The sequence below is a fragment of the Asanoa hainanensis genome (genome assembly GCF_900188485.1).
Taxonomy (GTDB): domain Bacteria; phylum Actinomycetota; class Actinomycetes; order Mycobacteriales; family Micromonosporaceae; genus Asanoa; species Asanoa hainanensis.
In genome coordinates this window covers 175,165-193,387 of sequence record NZ_FZPH01000016.1, presented here as the reverse complement: position 1 = coordinate 193,387, position 18,223 = coordinate 175,165, and the positions used below count along the sequence as shown (strand labels likewise).

General features: G+C 72.6%; 10 protein-coding genes. 9 read left to right on the top strand and 1 reads right to left on the bottom strand.

From position 1 onward, the window contains the following. Positions 1–71 precede the first annotated feature (71 nt). The 4 genes from pulA to CHC05_RS41005 all read left to right on the top strand — a co-directional run bounded on the left by pulA (position 72) and on the right by CHC05_RS41005 (position 6,080). Complete coding sequence (pulA, locus tag CHC05_RS31960; protein WP_089254345.1) at positions 72–3,068, top strand: pullulanase-type alpha-1,6-glucosidase; 2,997 nt, start codon at positions 72–74, stop codon at positions 3,066–3,068. Between the two features lie 10 nt (positions 3,069–3,078). After that, entirely contained in the window at positions 3,079–3,375 is a 297-nt protein-coding gene (locus CHC05_RS31955; protein WP_218824747.1) for a hypothetical protein, read from the top strand. Positions 3,376–3,905: 530 nt separating this feature from the next. Further along, positions 3,906–5,243 (top strand): MFS transporter, encoded by a 1,338-nt coding sequence (locus tag CHC05_RS31950; protein WP_089254344.1) that lies wholly within the window; start codon positions 3,906–3,908, stop codon positions 5,241–5,243. 618 nt (positions 5,244–5,861) lie between these two features. Further along, positions 5,862–6,080: a hypothetical protein gene (locus CHC05_RS41005; RefSeq protein ID WP_144022868.1), complete on the top strand. Its 219-nt coding sequence runs from the start codon at positions 5,862–5,864 to the stop codon at positions 6,078–6,080. Here the strand turns inward: CHC05_RS41005 and CHC05_RS31940 are convergent. Further along, entirely contained in the window at positions 6,070–7,434 is a 1,365-nt protein-coding gene (locus CHC05_RS31940) for a glycoside hydrolase family 43 protein (protein ID WP_089254342.1), read from the bottom strand. The genes CHC05_RS41005 and CHC05_RS31940 overlap by 11 nt on opposite strands. Positions 7,435–7,664: 230 nt before the next feature. Here CHC05_RS31940 and CHC05_RS31935 point away from each other — a divergent pair, with 230 nt between their 5' ends. From CHC05_RS31935 to CHC05_RS31915, 5 genes are all read left to right on the top strand, one after another. Continuing rightward, the gene (locus tag CHC05_RS31935; protein WP_144022867.1) at positions 7,665–11,003 is read left to right on the top strand and encodes a DUF4132 domain-containing protein; all 3,339 of its coding nucleotides are present in this window, start codon (positions 7,665–7,667) and stop codon (positions 11,001–11,003) included. 404 nt (positions 11,004–11,407) lie between these two features. Continuing rightward, positions 11,408–12,508, top strand: a complete 1,101-nt coding sequence (locus tag CHC05_RS31930) for an ATP-binding protein (RefSeq protein ID WP_089254340.1) — start codon at positions 11,408–11,410, stop codon at positions 12,506–12,508. Beyond that, positions 12,508–15,210: a DUF5682 family protein gene (locus CHC05_RS42170; RefSeq protein ID WP_245871317.1), complete on the top strand. Its 2,703-nt coding sequence runs from the start codon at positions 12,508–12,510 to the stop codon at positions 15,208–15,210. The genes CHC05_RS31930 and CHC05_RS42170 overlap by 1 nt, the downstream gene beginning before the upstream one ends. After that, on the top strand, positions 15,207–16,325 hold the full coding sequence (locus CHC05_RS31920; protein WP_089254339.1) for a VWA domain-containing protein: 1,119 nt from the start codon (positions 15,207–15,209) through the stop codon (positions 16,323–16,325). Before CHC05_RS42170 ends, CHC05_RS31920 begins: the two co-directional genes overlap by 4 nt. Further along, entirely contained in the window at positions 16,322–18,223 is a 1,902-nt protein-coding gene (locus CHC05_RS31915) for a hypothetical protein (RefSeq protein ID WP_089254338.1), read from the top strand. The genes CHC05_RS31920 and CHC05_RS31915 overlap by 4 nt, the downstream gene beginning before the upstream one ends.

Sequence of the window (18,223 nt, the reverse complement as noted above, 5' to 3'; positions counted from 1 at the left end):
TGGGTTGACGCAGCGTCGCCGGACGACTCCAATGCGAGGAGCTTCGATGCTTCCTGGGGAGGGGTCGTCCGATGCGTCCACGCTGGCGGTTCGTCGTTGTCGCTGTCTTTGCCGTGTTGGCGTCGCTGGTCGGCGCTCCAGCCTTCGCTGATCACACGCCGTTGCCCTCCCAGGTGACGCTGGTCGGGTCGCTCCAGTCGGAGCTGGGCTGTCCTGGCGACTGGCAGCCGGAGTGTGCGCAGACCGCGCTCGCCCCGGTCGCCGGTTCGCCGGGGCTGTTCCGGGCCTCGTTCACGGTGCCGGCGGGCGCTTTCGAATACAAGGTGGCGCTCAACGGGTCGTGGGACGAGAACTACGGCGCCGGCGGAGCTCCAGGTGGGGCCAACATTCCGTTGACCGCGCCGGGTGGTCTGCTGACCTTCACCTACGACCACGCGACGCACCGGATCGTCGACGACGCGCCGCGTGCGCTGGGTGCTGAGTCGGCGGCGCACTGGGTGCGGCGCGACGTGATCGCCTGGCAGCCGCCGGCGAGCGCGGTGCGCTTCGCGCTCTACACCGCGCCGTCGGGCGGCATGATCGTCGACGACGGCGCTGTGGTCGGTGGTTCCGCTCATCCATTGGGGATACGCGCGGCGGGGTTGCCTGATTCCGTACGGCGGGACTACCCCCACCTGGCCGCCATGCGCGCCCTGACCGTGCCGTCCTCGGTGCCGGCCGCCTCGGTCCTGACCGGGCAGCTCGCGGTCGCCGCGTTCGACGCCGCGGGGGTCCTGGTCGACGCGACCGGGGTGCAGATCCCGGGCGTGCTGGACGACCTCTACGCGGGCGCGGCGCGGCGGACGCTCGGGGTGTCGTGGTCGGCGCGTGGGGTGCCGTCGTTCGCGTTGTGGGCGCCGACGGCGCAGTCGGTCTCGCTTCTGGTCGACGGTGTCGCGCCGATTGTGCTGCGGCGTGATCGCGACGGGATCTGGTCGACTGTGGGGTCGCGATCGTGGCGTGGGTTGTCCTACGTCTACTCGGTCCAGGTGTTCGCGCCGACCACCGGTCGTGTGGAGACCAACCTCGTCACCGACCCCTACTCGGTCGCCCTGACCGCCGACTCCACCCGCTCGGTGCTGGCCTCCTTGTCGGATCCGTCGCTGACGCCACCCGGGTGGGCCAAGCTGCGTAAGCCGGCCGCGTCCCCGTCGACCGAGGCGCACGTCTACGAGCTGCACGTGCGGGACTTCTCGATCGGCGACACGTCGGTGCCGGCCGCGCACCGGGGCACCTATGCCGCGTTCACCGACCGCTCCAGTGCCGGCATGCGGCACCTGCGGTCGTTGGCCTCGGCCGGGGTGAGCCACCTGCACCTGTTGCCGGTGTTCGACTTCGCGACCGTGCCTGAGGCGCGGTCCGCCCAGCAGGTGCCGGCGTGCGACCTGGCCGCGCTGCCGCCAGCGTCCGAGCAGCAGCAGGCGTGTGTCGAGCCGGTGCGGCCGACCGACGGGTTCAACTGGGGTTACGACCCGTGGCACTACACGACGCCCGAGGGCTCCTACGCGGTCGATCCGGCGGGCGCCGCGCGTACCCGGGAGTTCCGTTCGATGGTCGCCGGCATCAACGGCGCGGGCCTGCGGGTCGTGATGGACGTGGTCTACAACCACACGACCGCGTCCGGCCAGGCACCCAAGTCGGTGCTCGACCGGATCGTCCCGGGCTACTACCAGCGGCTCACCCTCACCGGGCAGCAGGAGACGTCGACCTGCTGCGCCAACACGGCGACCGAGCACCGGATGATGGAAAAGCTGATGGTCGACTCCGTGGTCACCTGGGCCCGCGACTACAAGGTCGACGGCTTCCGCTTCGACCTGATGGGCCACCACTCCAAGGCCAACATGCTCGCGGTCCGGCACGCCCTCGACAAGCTGTCGTTGGCCCGGGACGGCGTCGACGGCCGGTCGATCCTGCTCTACGGCGAGGGCTGGAACTTCGGCGAGGTGGCCAACGACGCCCGCTTCGTGCAGGCGACCCAGGCCAACATGGCCGGCACCGGCATCGCGACGTTCTCGGACCGACTACGCGACGCGGTCCGCGGCGGCGGCCCGTTCGACGAGAACCCGCACCTGCAGGGCTTCGGCTCGGGCCTGTTCACGGACCCAAACGGCGACCCGGTCAACGGCGACGCCGCCGCCCAACTCGCGCGTCTGTTGCTCACCCAGGACCAGATCAAGGTGGGCCTGGCCGGCAACCTGCGCTCCTACCGGTTCCAGTCGCGAACGGGCGCGGTGGTCTCGGGGGCCGAGGTCGACTACAATGGCCAACCGGCAGGCTATGCGGCCTCACCGGCCGACACGGTGACCTATGTGGACGCCCACGACAACGAGACGCTGTTCGACAACCTGCAATACAAGCTGCCCCAGTCCCTGCCGATGGCCGACCGCGTCAGGATGAACACCCTGTCCCTCGCGACGACCACCCTGTCGCAAGGGGTCGGCTTCTGGCACGCGGGCACCGACCTGCTGCGCTCGAAGTCCCTGGACCGCAACTCCTACGACTCGGGCGACTGGTTCAACCGCATCGACTGGTCGGGCGCCTCGTCGACGTGGGGCTCGGGCCTACCACCGCGCGGCGACAACGAGGCCAAGTGGTCCTACCAACGCCCGCTGCTGGCGGATCCGGCGCTCAAGCCGACGCCGGCCGACATGGCCGCGGCGGCGTCGGGTGCCGCTGACTTCCTACGGATCGCGGGCTCGTCACCGCTGTTCGCACTGCCGTCAGCCGCCGAGATCCAGCGGCGGGTGTCCTTCCCGCTGGGCGGCCCCGACCAGACCCCGGGCGTCATCGTCATGGTCCTCGACGACACGGCCGGCAAGTCCTTGGACCGGCGCTGGGACCGCCTGGTCGTAGTCTTCAACGCCTCGCCGACCGCGACGACGCAGGTGGTCCCGGGGGCGTCGGGCCGTTCCTATGCCCTACATCCGGTGCAGGCGGGCGGCAGCGACCCGGTGGTCAAGACGGCCCGCTACACCGGCGGAGGAGCGTTCACGGTCCCGGGCCGGTCGGTGGCGGTGTTCGTGTCGTAGCCTCTGGCCCGTGCCCCCACCGCCCCTGCTGCGCGCGACCTGGCCGGTCTTCGCGGCGGAGTTGGCCACCGCCCTCGCCGAGCCCGGGCTGAAAGCCCAGGTCGACCGGTTGCGCGTGGTCGAACCGTGCGGCTGCGGCGACGGCTTCTGCCAAAGCCTCTACACGGCCCCGAAGCCGACCGGCCCCTACGGTGCCGGCCACCGCTGCGTCCCGCTCGACGCGCCCTGGCCGGGCTTCCTCGTCCTCGACGTGGTCGGCGCGGACATCGTCTACGTCGAGGTGCTCGACCGGCCGCCGCTGGACTGACCCGGCGCGGTGGCTGGCCGCCAACGGGCGGGCGCGGCGTGGCAGCCTTCATTGGGCGGGTGGCGAGGTCTGGCGACGACTGGGTAACTGGTGGGTCGCTGCCGGGCTGACCGGTGCGGTGGCTGTCTGCCGGCGGCGGGCGCGGCGTGGGAGCGTTCATTGGGCGGGTGGCGGGGTCTGGCGACGTCTGGGTGACTGGTGGGTCGCTGCCGGGCTGACCGGTGCGGTGGCTGTCCGCCGGGGGCGGGTGCGGTGTGGGGAGCGTTCATCGCGCGTGGCGGGATCTGGCGACACCTCGGTGACCGGTGGGTGGGTGCTGAACTGACCCATGCTGTGGATGGCGCGCAGGGAGCCTTCATCGGCCGGATCACGGGAGACGGCGACGCCTCAGTGACCGGTGCGTCGCCGCGTTGCGGCGGCGCCTTGGTCAGCCCGATCCGACTACGACTGGCGCGATGGGTTCGGACAGCGATGTGCCGCTGCGGATAACTCGGTCGCGAATTGTCGTACCCCCTCGTCAAGATGGCCCCATGTTCCGCGACGTCCTTCCCCAACGACCCGAGGCCCGGCGGTTGCTGGCCGCCACGTTCTTCTCGGCCACCGGACGGGGCCTGACGCTGCCGTTCATGTACATCTATCTGACCAAGGTCCGTGAGTTCCCGTCCGGCACAGCGGGCCTGGTCATCGGCTGGATGGCGGTGTGTGCGCTGGCTATCGGGCCGCTCGGCGGCTGGGCCGTCGACCGCTGGGGCGCACGCCGCATCGTGCTCCCGCTGCTCCTGGTCGAGGCGGCCGGCGTGGGCAGCGTCGGCTTCGCACACACCACCTGGCAGGCGCTCCTGTCGGTCACCCTGATCGGCGCCGGCGGCGGCGTGATCTGGGCGGCCAACACCACGATCCTGTCGTCGGTCACCGACGGGGTGGAGCGGCAGAAGACGTTCGGGCTGAGCTTCGCCCTGCTCAACCTCGGCATCGGAGCGGGCACGGTGATCGCCGGCTCGATCGTCGACGAGACCCGTCCGGGCACGTTCCAACTCATCTACCTGATCGACGCGGCCCTCTACCTGGTCCCGTTCGTCAACCTCCTGACCATGCCCGGCGTCGGTCGCCGCCTGGTCCCCGACGGCCCGGCGCCGACACGCCGACGCCAACCCGGCTACCGCGAGGTCTTCGCCCACCGCGGCTTCCGGCGGCTGCTGCTGTTCAGCATCGTGCTGACGATCAGCGGCTACGCCCAGATCGAGGTGGGCTTCACGGCCTTCTCGATCGACGTGGCCCACGTGAGCCCGCAGGTCGTCGCCTACGCCTTCACCGCCAACACCCTGGTCATCGTCCTGGCCCAACTCTTCGTCGTGCGCCTGATCCAGGGCCGCAGCCGCACCCGCCTGCTCTCGGTGGTCGGCGCCATCATGGCCGGCTCGTGGCTGATCCTCGCGGTCGCTGGCACGGCCAACGCCCGCAACACGGCGCTCGCGATCGTGGCGGTCATCGCCTGCGCGGCGGTCTTCGCCTTCGGCGAGACCCTCCTGTCCCCGATCAGCCCGACCCTCCTCAACTCGCTGGCGACAGACGAACTACGCGGCCGCTTCAACGCCCTGGGCTCGATGGTCTGGGGAATCAGCGGCATCGTGGGCCCGATCACCGCGGCGCCACTGATCGGCGGCGGCCACAGCTCGATCTGGCTAGGCCTGACAGTCGCAGGCTGCCTGACCGCGGCGGCGCTGGCGCTTTCCCTACGCAACGTCGTCACAGCCGAGCAGGACGGCCGCGTCCCACCAGAACCACCGGCTGAGCCCGGCGGCGCCGTCCCCGCGTCGTCAGCCGAGCTCGGCGAAGCGCCGGTCGCTACGACCGCCGGCGGTCGGTAGGGCGGCCTTTGCTTGAGGCGGCGTCTAACTGCCGGCATACCGCTGCCGGCGGTGTCGGTCGGGGTCGGCATGGCGCCGGTTGCTACGACCGCCGGCGGTCGGTAGGGCGGCCTTTGCTTGAGGCGGCGTCTAACTGCCGGCATACCGCTGCCGGCGGTGTCGGTCGGGGTCGGCATGGCGCCGGTCGCTTTGACCGCTGGGGTTGGTGAGTGGGCTTGGGTTTGAGTCGGTGGCTGGTTGCGGGGATGCCGGCCCCAGCGGTGTCGGGCGAGGCCGGCAGGCGCCGGTCGTTTTGACCGCCGGGGGTCGGTGAGGCGGCTCGGGCTCGCCGCCCCACGCGAGCGAAACGTCGACCTCGGCGACCCGATCGTGGTCGACCATCACAACACCGACGCGGTGACGCTCCGCGACGGCGCCGGCCACGTTAAGGCCCGCCGTCGACGCCGCGCCAGGACGGCACGGTGCGGTTCGAGACCCGTGGCCTCGAGCGCGGCCGCTACCCGGTCAACGGCGCGCCGGTCTGGCTCTACCCAGGACAGGCCCGCGCCTGTTGCGACCACGAAGGCCAGCTACCGCGCCGGCGAGAAGATCGCGGTCGAGCTCAGCAACGCGCCCGGCATGGGACTCGACTGGATCTCCGTGTTCCGCGCAGGCGACGGGAACGACGCGTACCTCACGTACGCGTACACCGGTGGTCAGATCGAAGGGCGACTGAGCATCGGCCCGGGCGGCATCGGGGACTGGCCGCTGCCGCCCGGCCGGTACGTGGTGCGCCTGCTGCCCGACGACGGACTTCGCGATGTCGCCGAGTCGGAACCCTTCACCGTCAGGAAGTGACCCGGAACGTCGCGTCCTGCCGCTCCGTCGCTGTGCTGATCGGGTCGACCCGCAACAGATAGTTGTAGTGGCGGAGGTACCGGGTCGGCGCGTTGTAGGACCGGAACGACGACCAAGCCGAATCAGCCAGGCCGGCGGTGCGGTAGAAGGTGGCGTCGGCCCGGAAGGTCGCCGTGTTGTCGAGCACGTCGAGGCGGATCTCGTAGTTGTAGTGGCGCAGGTAAGACCCCGGGTAGTTGACCGACTCGAACGAGACACCCGCGCCGTCGGCCAGGCCGGCCACGAGACGCCACATCTGGTCCTGGTACGGGTCGAACGGGTACGCGTCGAGCCGGCCGATCCGGTTCGCGTGCCGCACGTACCGGTCGGGGAAGTTCGACGACTTGAGCCGCACCCACGCAGGCAGGCCCCAACGCGAGACCGCACCCGCGTACTCCGTGGCGCTGATCCCGATGATCGATCCGTGCTTGGCGTTGAGCGGAGGCGTGTAGTCGCGCTGGTTCATCACCGACCAGGACCCACCCCCGATGCTGCCCGTGGACCAGGCGTAGTAGTCGTTGTTGACCGGCCCGAACGAGTCACCCCACAGCCGCCAGCCGCCGTCGTTGGCCTTCAGCAGCAGCGGCGCCTCGATCGCGGTGCCTTGCCGCAACCCACCCGTGTACGTGGTGAAGCTGTTCGGCTGGCCCGTGGAGGAGCGCGCGCCGTACAGGTAGCCGTCGTTGAGGTTCTTGTAATACAGGTAGGTCGTCGCGCCGTCGACGACGATGTCGCCGTCGAGCACACCGAAGCCCGGGTTGAAGAAGATCTGGGGCGCGCTGACGGTGCGGAAGTCCGAGGTGTAGTTGACCTGGAACAGGTCGCGGCCGCCGTTGACCGCAGAGTAGACGATGCCGTACTGGCCGCGCGACGCGTCCCAGAACGCCGTCGGCGCCCAGGTGTGCGTCGCCAGCGTGTGCATCTGGATGCGCCGGTAGCCGGTGAACGAGGTCAGGTTGGTCGAGTCCCATACATGTAGGTACTGATTGTTCAGCCCAAAGTTCGTGCCATTCAGGTCCGTGGCTAACACGACAAATGTGCCGTCCTGTTTGCGCAGCACGAACGGGTCGCGCAGGCCGAGCGTCCCGGCCGTTGGCGTGACCACCGGGTTGTTCTGGTTGAGCGGCGTCCAGTTCCAGCCGTCCTGGCTGACCGCCAGGTGCAGCCCGTAGTTGGCGCCCTGCATCTGCGGCGACTCGGTGAAATACGCCATCAGGTACGCGGCGTTGGCCGCGAGCGCGGCGCGGGGGAGCGCGAACATTCCGGCCGCGGCGGCCAGCGTGCCGGCGGTGAACGCACGTCGGGTCAGGGACATCAGAATCACCAATCTTCCGGCGGTACGGGGCATGTGAGCGTTAACATCGCCGCGCGCGCACCAGTGCACAGCGCAGCACCATTGATCCGATGTGGAGTCCCCGCGCCACCCGGTTAGCGCTCACATCGATAGTCGCAGATTGCCAGATTGGCCGGCGCACTTCAAGGGCAGGTTTTGTCGTACCCCGCCGCTACGGTTCCACCGTTCACAACGGATCAGGGGAGGCTGTGTTGTCGGTCGGGCAGGAGCACGGGGCAGTGGGCGAAGACGGGCCGTTCACGCTGCCGGTCGCGTGGCGCCGGCACTTCTATCCACGCCGTGGTGGCACGCCAGGGCCAGCGCTGACCCTCGACCCGCACAAGGCCGCCGAGCTGGTCCGTTCGGCCAAGGCCACATTGGACTCCCGGCTCGCCAACACCAACAGCGACCCCGAGCTGGTCGCGGAGGCCGAGGGCTACCTGGCCGATCACGAGTCCGGCTCGGCCGAGGGGGCGGCCGTGGTGGCCGCGCTGGTCGGACACCATCTCGGCTGGCGCGAGCAGGACCAGCTCCGCCACCTCGCCGACGACTGGGCGGCGCGGCGCGGCGTGGTCTTCGCGGCCGAGGCGACGCTCCGCATGGCCGGCGTAGAGCTGGGCGGCTACTGGAACAACGGCGGCCAGATCCCGCCGCGCCTCGTGCGCCGGGTGACCGGTTCGTGGGGCCACTACCACCCCTGGTTGGTGATCGCCGGCCGGGTGCGGGCGCACCTGGCGGTGGCGGGCGACGACGACTACGCCGCGGCGGTCGACCTGCTGGGCGGGCTACGCGACGATTCGATCGAGCTGCGGGCGGCCAGCTCGTTCCTGCTGCCGACGCGCCAGTCCTGGGTCGACGCCGACTGCGTGGAGACCAGTGTCAGCGGCTACGGCTCGGCCGCCCACCTGCTGTGGTGCTCGGCGACGACCAGCGAACAGATCGCGCTGGTCGCGCCGGCGATGTATGGCTGGGGCGTCGTCACCAACACCGACCTGTTGGCCACCGGGGTCGACGGGGTCGGGCCGGCCGTTCTGCCGCAGCTACTCACCTGGTTCGACTCCGGTCAGGTCGACGCCGAGGCACGGCAGCGACTCGCCGGCATCATCGCGCAGTTCCCTACGGACGAGGCGTTCGCCGCACTGGTCGCCCGCCTCGACGACAAATACGTCCGCGCCGCCATCCACGGCGCGGCCAGCCGGTTCCCGCGCCGTGCCCTCCGCGTCCTCGCCGCCGCCGACGGTGTGGCCGAGCAACTCCGGGTCCACGTTCTCGCCAACCAGGAGCTGGTCGCGGGCGAATTGCCCACCCTGCCGCCGGCCGCCCAGGCTCGCGTCGAGGCGATCCTCGCCGAGCGCTCGGCCGTGCCGGACGCGTCCCCCGAGGTGCTGCCCCCGGCCCTCGTCACTCCACCCTGGACGGTCAAGCGGAAGCCGGCCAAACCGACCGTCCTGACCGGTCTCGCCTTCACGGGCGGGCCCGTGCTCGCCTGGGCGCCCGGCGAGCAGGAGGAGTGGGCCGCCACCAGCGCCCGACGCGCCGCCTGGTGGAAGCTGGAGGTCCCGATCGAATCCGCCGTCGAGCAGTTCCGCGCCGGAAAGCTGCCGTCCCACCACCACGTGACGCTGATGTGCACCGGACCGCATGACGTGGTGGCGACGCTGCTACCCGACTGGCGGCCGGGGCGGGTCTGGGACGCCCACGAGTGGTTGCCGGCGATCGTCGCCGCCCACGGGCTCGTCGCACTGCCCACGACCATGCACGTGGCCAAGGCGCTGCCGGCGAGCTGCACCGAGCTGCTGCTCCCGTTCGCCAGCGCCGAGATCGCCACCCGCATGGCCGAGGCGCTGGCCCGGCTCAAGTCGCTGCGCTCGTACGCGATCGCCTGGTTCGACCGGCACCCCGCGTACGCCGCCCGCGCCCTGACCCCGGCCGCACTGGGCAAGCCCGGCACCGACCGCCGGGCCGCCGAGGGAGCACTGCGGCAGATCGCGGCCCGGCACCACGCGGCCGTGCTCGCGGCCGCCGACGACTACGGTCCGGCCGCCCGGGCCGGCGTCGAGGAGCTGCTCGGCACCGACGCGCTCGACCTGGTGCCGACGCGCCTCCCGAAGCTCCCGGCCTGGGCCGAGCCCGGCCTGCTGCCGCGGATCCTGCTCGCCGACCGCTCGGCCGCGCTGAGCACCGAGGCGGTCCGACACCTCTGCACCATGCTCGCCATCTCCAAGCCCGGCGACGTCTACGCCGGCGTTCCGCTGGTCCGTGCCGCCTGCGATCCGCGCTCGCTGGCCGACTTCGCCTGGGCGCTGTTCACGCAGTGGCAGGCGGTCGGTGCGCCGCCAAAGGAGGCCTGGCCGCTGCACGCGCTGCGCTGGATCGGTGACGACGAGACGGTTCGCCGCCTATCGCCGGTGATCCGGGCGTGGCCGGGCGACGGTGGCCACTCCAAGGCGCTGATCGGGCTCGACGTGCTCGCCGAGATCGGTTCCGACCTCGCGCTGACGCACCTGCACGGCATCGCGCAGAAGGCCAAGTTCAAGGGCCTCAAGGACCGTGCGGGCGAGAAGATCGCCGAGGTGGCCGACGGGCTCGGGCTCACCGCCGACCAGCTCGCCGACCGACTCGTGCCCGACCTCGGTCTCGACGCCAACGGCTCGCTGACCCTCGACTACGGCCCCCGCCGGTTCGTGGTCGGGTTCGACGAGCAGCTCGAGCCCTACGTGGTCGACGAGTCGGGCGCCCGCCGCAAAGACCTGCCCAAGCCGGGCATCCGCGACGAGCCCGCGCTCGCTCCCGCGGCGCACCAGCGCTTTGCCGGCCTCAAGAAAGACGTCCGTACCCTCGCCGCCGACCAGATCCGTCGGCTCGAGGCGGCGATGGTCGGCCAGCGGGCCTGGTCGGCCGACGAGTTCCGCGACCTGTTCGTGCGGCACCCGCTGCTCTGGCACATCGTCCGCCGCCTCGTCTGGGTGGCGCGGGTCGGCGACGGCGACCCTGTCGCGTTCCGGGTGGCCGAGGACCGCAGCTACGCCGACGTCGACGACGAGACCTGGGAGCTCCCGGCCGACGCCACCGTCCGGGTAGCCCACCCGCTGCACCTCGGCGCCGAAGAGGCGGCGGCGTGGTCGGAGATCTTCGCCGACTACGCCATCCTCCAGCCGTTCCCACAGCTCGGTCGGCCGGTCCTGGCGCTCACCGACGCGGAGCGCGCGGCGACGACGCTGACCCGCTACGCCGACGAGAAGGTGCCCAGCACCACCCTGCTCGGCCTCGAACGCCGCGGCTGGCGGCGGGGCGAGCCGCAGGACGCCGGTGTCCAGAGTTGGTTCTGGCGCGCCACCCCCGACCGTCGCGCCATCGTGATCGACCTCGACCCGGGCATCGCGGTCGGCGCACCCGACATCCTCGAAGAGCAGACGGTCACGGCCGTCTGGATCAACACCCGCCCGGACGGCGACTGGCTGCGACCCGGGCTGACCGAAACCTTCGACACCCTCGACGCGGTGACCGTGTCGGAGATGCTCCGCGACCTGAACGAGGTACTGGCCCGATGACCCCCAGAACCACCCACAGCGCGGTGCAGAGCCCGCCGGCGAACCAGACCGCCGATGAGCCACGGGCGCGCGCGACGCGGAGCGTGTCTGCGAACCAGATTGCCGACGAGCCGTCGGCGGGCGCGGTGCGAAGCGTGTCTGCGGAGCGGGTGGCGCCTGAGCCTGCGGTGGGCCCGACGCGGAGCGTGCCTGCAAACCAGATTGCCGACGAGCCGTCGGCGGGCGCGGTGCGAAGCGTGTCTGCGGAGCGGGTGGCGCCTGAGCCTGCGGTGGGCCCGACGCGGAGCGTGCCTGCAAACCAGATTGCCGACGAGCCGTCGGCGGGCGCGGTGCGAAGCGTGTCTGCGGAGCGGGTGGCGCCTGAGCCTGCGGTGCGCGTGGTGCGGAGCGTGCCTGCGGACCGGATGGCGGATGAGCCTGGGGCGGGCGCGGTGCAACGGCCGCCGGCTGAGGTTCGGTATGCCGCCGAGCTGGCGCGGCTGCGGGAGACCGACGACGGCGAACGGCCGCCCGGTTGGGCGTTGAGCCTGCGGGCGGCCCGCACGTTCATCGTCGGCGACCCCGCGGCCGGCATCAGCCGCAAGTTCGTCGGCGACCCGTCGCTGATCGACCGGGCCCTGGTCACCCTGGCCACCAGTCGCGGGCTGTTGCTCGTCGGCGAGCCAGGCACCGCCAAGTCGCTGCTCTCCGAGCTGCTGGCGGCGGCGGTCAGCGGCGACTCCACCTTGGTCATCCAGGGTGGTGCCGCCACGACCGAGGACCAGATCCGCTACTCGTGGAACTACGCGCTGCTGGTCGCCGAAGGGCCGTCGACCCGGTCGCTCGTGGCCGCGCCGCTGTTGCGCGGCATGGCCGAGGGCCGCGTGGTGCGGTTCGAGGAGATCACCCGCTGCCCGCTGGAGGTGCAGGACTCGCTCCTGTCGCCGCTGTCCGACCGGATGCTGGCCGTCCCGGAGCTCAGCGGTGACGACGGGCTGGTCTTCGCCCGCGACGGTTTCACCGTCATCGCCACCGCCAACACCCGTGACCGCGGGGTCAACGAGATGAGCGCGGCGCTCAAGCGGCGGTTCAACTTCGAGACCGTGTTCCCGATCCCGGACCTGGCCACCGAGCTCGACCTGGTCGAGGCGCAGGCATCCGAGCTGTTGGCTCGGTCGGGCGTGCGGGTGCCGCCGCGCCGCGACGTGCTGGAGGTGCTCGTCACCGCGTTCCGCGAGCTGCGCGGCGGCGTCACCGAACGCGGCGACACCATGGAACGGCTGTCGTCGGTGATGAGCACCGCCGAAGCGGTCTCGGTGGCGCACGCGGTCGGGCTACGCGGCTGGTTCCTGCGGGGTGAGGCGGGCCAGGCGGCCGACGTCGTGGCCTGCCTGGCCGGCACCGCGGCAAAAGACAACGCCGACGATCTGGCGAGGTTGCGCCGTTACCTGGAGCAGCAGGCACGGGCGCACGCGGGCGAGCAGTGGCAGGCGCTGCACGCGGCGCGCCACCTGCTTCCAGGCTGATGGCCGCGCCCGTCACCGTCGTAGGCGTGCGCCACCACAGCCCCGCCTGCGCCGGCCTGGTCGCCGCCACGATCGAGCAACTACGCCCGCCGCACGTGTTGGTGGAAGGCCCGGCCGACGTCAACGAGCGGTTGGACGAGCTGCTGCTCGGGCACACGCTGCCGGTCGCGATCTTCACCTCCTACCGCGACGGCGAGCGGACACACGCGTCCTGGAGTCCGTTCTGCGACTACTCGCCGGAATGGGTGGCCCTGACGCGTGGGCGGGCCAACGGCGCCGAGGTCCGCTTCATCGACCTGCCGGCCTGGCACCCGGCGTTCGCGACGAGGGAGAACCGCTACGCCGACGCGGAGGAGCGCTACCTGCGGGCGACCGAGCGGCTGTGCGCGGCGTTCGCGATGGACAACACCGACACGCTCTGGGACCACCTCGTCGAGGCCGCACCCTTCGAGGGCCTCGCGGACCGCCTGTCGGTCTACTTCGAGACCCTCCGCGGCGACACGGCAGCCAGCGCCGCGGACCTGGAACGCGAGGCCTACATGGCAACGTGGATCCGGGCCGCGGTGGCCCGCGACGAAGGCCCGGTCCTCGTGGTCTGCGGTGGCTTCCACCGCCCGGCCCTGGAACGCCTGATCGCCGCCGCCGGCACAGACCGGTCGTGGCCGGATGTGCCGGCGGAACTGGGCGGGGATGTTGGGTTGCGATCCGGGGCCCCGACGTCGGGCGGGCCTGTAGGGACGCGGTCCGGCGGGCCGGTGCCAGCGGGCAACGCGGCCGAGTCGCGGTCGGAGGTGGCGTCGGGCGGGCCTGTCGAGTCGCGGTCCGGCTTGCCGGTGCCAGCGGGCACCGGGGCCGAGTCCCGGTCCGAGCCGGTGGTGGCGGCGGGCGCGGACCTTGGGTTGCGGTCCGAGCCGGTGGTGGTGGCGGGCGCCGATGTTCGGTCGTGGTCGGAGTTGGCGGCGGGCCGGGCGGTTGGCTCGCGGTCGGAGTTGGTGGCAGGCCGGGCGGTTGGCTCGCGGTCGGAGTTGGTGGCAGGCCGGGCGGTTGGCTCGCGGTCAGAGGTACCGGCTATGGACGGCGGGGACGTTGGGTTGTGGCCTGAGGTGCCGGCGCCTCCAGCCGGGGCGGTGGGGTCCAGTTACCTCGTTCCGTACGCGTTCAAGCGGTTGGATGCCTTTCACGGCTACCAGTCCGGGATGCCGTCGCCCGAGTTCTATCAGCGGGTCTGGGACGACGGGCCCGAGGCGGCCGGGCGTGGGCTCGCCGAGACCGTGGTCACCCGGCTGCGCCCGCGCGGGCAACCCGCCTCAACCGCCGACCTGATCGCGGCCCGCACCATGGCCGAGGGGCTGGCCCGGGTGCGCGGCCACGCGTACCCGGCTCGGGCCGACGTCCTTGACGGTCTGGTCTCGGCCCTGGTCGGCGAGGCCATGGAGGCACCGCTGCCGTGGGCGCACCGCGGCCGGCTCGCGGTCGGCACGCACCCCGTGGTCGTCGAGATGGTCGCCGCCCTCGCCGGTGAGCGGGTCGGCGCCCTGCACCCGGACACTCCGCAACCCCCGCTGGTCGGCGCGGCGGCCGCCGAGCTGACGCGGCTCGGCCTCGACGCCGCAGGCACCCGGAAGCTGGACCTGACGGACGGCGACGACCGGGACCGCAGCCGCACACTGCACCGGCTGCGGGTGTTGCGGGTGCCGGGATACGAGAGAGCTAGCGGGCCGAAGCCCGGAGTCGACCCCGTGCTGACCGAACAGTGGCGGCTGACCGACGACCCGGACCGGCTGGTCGCGCTGATCGAGGCCGGCGGGCACGGCGCCACACTCGGCGACGCGGCGGCCGCGGCGCTGCTCGAACGGGCCGCCGACGCGGGTGGGCGGGCCGACGCCGTCGCCGCCGTGTTGTTCGACGCCGCCTTGTGCGGCGTCGCGGCGGTCACCGGTGAGATCGTCAGCGTGCTGCGTCGGGCCGTCGGCGGCGTCACCGACCTGGCCGAGCTCGGCGGGGTGCTCGCCGTCGCGCTCGGGCTGTGGCGGCACGACCGGTTGTTCGGCGCCGCGCGCAGTCCGGTGCTCGGCGAGGTCGTCAGAGGCGGTGTGACGCGCGGGTTGTGGCTGGCCGAGGGTGTCCATGGTGGACCCGCGCCGGCCGACCTGGCGCGGCTGCGGGCGGTCGCGGCGATCCGGGACGGGCTGCGGCATGCCGCGGACGCGTTCGGTCTCGACCGCGCGGCCGGGCTCGCCGTCATGGCGCGGGTCGCGGCCGACGCGGCGGCACCACCCGACCTACGCGGCGCCGCGTTCGGGTTCGGCTGGTCCCTGGGCGAAAGCGGCGACCCGACCAGGGCGCTGCGCGGCGCGGCGGCGCCGGGCGTGCTCGGCGACTGGTTGGCGGGGCTGTTCAGCGTCGCCCGCGACGAGGCGACAGCCGACGGCGGGCTGCTCGACGTGCTCGACGGCCTGGTCAGCTCGATGACCGACGGCGACTTCCTGATCGCCCTGCCCGCGCTGCGCCAGGCGTTCGCCTATTTCCCGCCGCGCGAGCGGCACCGCCTCGCCGAGGCGCTGCTGGCCCGGCGGGGGATCGTCGCGGACAGCCGCGCCCTGCTGCGCCTGAGGCATGACCCGGTGCGGCACGCAAGGGCGAGCGAGCTGGACTCCTATGTAGACGAGCTGCTGCACAGGGAAGGACTCGTGGCACCATGAGCGACCTCGAACGCTGGCGGCTGATCCTCGGCGAGGCCGCCGACGCCTGCCTGTGCGGCCAGCCGATGAGCGCCACCGCGGCCGGGCGGGACGCCGCACTCGACTGGCTCTACGGCCGGGACGACGACCTGGACCAGCGCGACGTCCGGCGCCGCGCCGGCGGTGACGGCGCCTCCCAACTGACCACGATGGACTGGCTCGACCAGGTCAACCGGCTCTTCCCGAAGGAGACGGTGGAACGGCTCGAACGCGACGCGGTCGAGCGCTACCAGATCCCGGACGTGCTCACCGACCCCGAGGTGCTCGGCCGGATCGAGCCCAACGCCACGCTGCTCAAGGCCGTGCTGCGCACGAAACACCTGATGAACCCCGAGGTGCTCGCGCTGGCCCGGCGGATCGTCCGGGCGGTCGTGCAGGATCTCGTGGACCGGCTCGCGGTCAGCGTGCGGCAGTCGTTCACCGGTGCCCGGTCGCGCCGCCCGAGCCGGTTCAAACAGGCCCGCAACCTCGACATGCGCCGGACGATCCGGGCGAACCTGGGCAACTACCAGCCGGACCAGCGCCGGCTGCTGGTCGAGGACGTGCACTTCTTCGGGCGTACGCGGCGGCAGCTCGAACCCTGGCAGTTCATCCTGCTGGTCGACCAGTCCGGGTCGATGGTCAGCTCCGTCATCCACTCCGCCGTCACCGCCGCCTGCCTCTGGGGGTTGCCGGGCATCCGCACGCACCTGGTCGCGTTCGACACCGAGGTGGTCGATCTGACCGCCGACGTCGACGATCCGGTCGAGCTGCTGATGAAGGTCCAGCTCGGGGGCGGCACCGACATCGCCCGGGCGGTCCGCTACGGCGCCGGGCTGGTCGACAACCCGCGCCGGGCGATCGTCGCCGTGGTCACCGACTTCTACGAGGGCGGTCCGCCGGGCGGGCTCGTGCGGGCGGTCCGTGGGCTGGTCGAACAGGGCACCCACGTGCTCGGGCTGGCCGCCCTCGACGAGGAGGCCAATCCGTCGTACGACCGGCAGACCGCGCAACTGCTCGCCGACGCGGGCGCCCACGTCGGCGCGATGACCCCCGCGCACCTGGCCGAGTTCGTCGCCGAGAAGGTGGGCCGATGAGGGCCGACCTGCTCGCGCTGACCACCGACGCGTTGGCCGCGCTGACGAACCGAGGCCTGGTCAAGCGGGCCGGCCGCGCCGTCGAGTCCGGCGACCGGCCGACGATCCGGACCGATCCCGACGGCTCCGTGCGGGCGGACTTCTCCGACGGGGTACGCACGACGCTGTCACCCGGCGGCCTCGACGCCGCCCACTGCACCTGCGGCGCGACCACCACCTGCCGCCACGCGCTCGCGACGATCCTCACCTACCAGGCCGACCCACCCACGGTGGAGAGCCCGGCACCCGTGGCCGCGTGGTCGCCGGGCGCGTTCACCGACACCGACCTCGAAGCGGCGATCGGGAAGCGCGCGTTCGCCGCGGCCCGGCGGATCGCGCGCTCCGGCTACCAGGCCCAGGTCCACCGCCCGACGCCCGACGATCCGGCACCCCGCGTCGACCTGCCGGCGTGTACGGTCCGGTTCCTGGTGCCGCACGACCTCGGCTACGTGCACAGCGACGCCGCGCACGGCGGGACAGACCACACCGTCGCGCTGGCCGTGTGGGCGTTCCGGGTCGCCGACGAGCAGGACCCGGAGGCTGGCCGGCAACGCGTCGACGTCGGCAGCGGCAGCACCGGCCCGCTGGGCGCGCTGGACGACGCGGTCGCCCTCGCCAACGACCTCCTGCTCGACGGCGCCGCACACGCGACCCCGCTCCTGCCGGCCGTCGCGGCGGTGGCCAAGGGGCTCGACGGCGCCCGGTTGCGCTGGCCGCTCCTCGCGCTCGAGGACATCGCGGACCAGCTCACCGCGTACGCCGAGCGCAGCGCCCGCTATCGCCCGGAGCAGCTCGCGGAACTGCTCGCGGAGCTGCACTGCCGGCGACGAGCCGCCGCGCGGGGCGCGTCGGTGCTCGGCACCGAGGAGGCCGCCGAGACGCAGCTGCGCCGGGTCCGGCTGACCGGCCTCGGCTGCCGGGTCACGTCGGCCGGCCCGGAGCAAACCGCCGACATCTTCCTGGCGGACCCGATGACCGCCACGGTGCTGACCCTGCGCCACCGTTGGACGCGCGGCGGCGCGGACGGGCAGCCCGCCGGATCCCGCCGCGTCGTGGGCACCACGATCGCGGCCCTGGCCGGCGGCAACCTGCTCAGCGAGTCGGCGGTGCGCACCGCCAGCCGCCGGGTCCGGCTGCCCGCCGGACGCCTGTCCCGCAACAGCGTGCTTGGCTCGGCGGGGGAGTGGGGCGACCTGCCGCCCGGCATCCTCACCCCCGACCTGGCCGCGCTGACCGCCGAGCTGGACCGACTACCTCCACGCTTGATCCGCCCGCGGGTCGACGCCGAAGCGGTCCGGGTGATACCCGTGGCCGAGGTCAGGTCCGTCCACTACGCCCCAGGCGACCAGCGACTCGACGCGGTCGTCGCCGACGCGACCGGCGCCACGGCGACGGTCTCCGCGGTCCACCGCTCCGCGAGCCCGGGCGCGCTGGACGCCCTGGCGGAGGCTCTGCCCAAGGCCCGCTTCCTGTCGGGCCTGGTCCGCCGGGGCCGGGGCGGCCTGGTCATCAGCCCACTCGCCGTCGTCGTGGCCGACACGGTGGTGGTGCCGGACCTAGCGACCGCCGGCGGCGAGCTGGCCACCCACGGCGACGCGGCCGAAGGCGACGAGCTCGGCCGGGCGCTCGACGACGCCCTCGGCCTGCTCGCGGAGCTGGCCCACCGCGGCGGGCACCACCTACCGCCCACCTACCCGGACCGCCTGCGCACCGCCGCGACCACACTCACCAACCTGGGCCTGGCCCGCTGCGGCCAGGCGCTGACGACCGTGGCCGGCGCCTGCGGCTCCCCGGACCGACTACCGAACGCCTGGACCGACGCCCAGATCCGCCTACTGGTCGCGGCCGACAACCGCTGA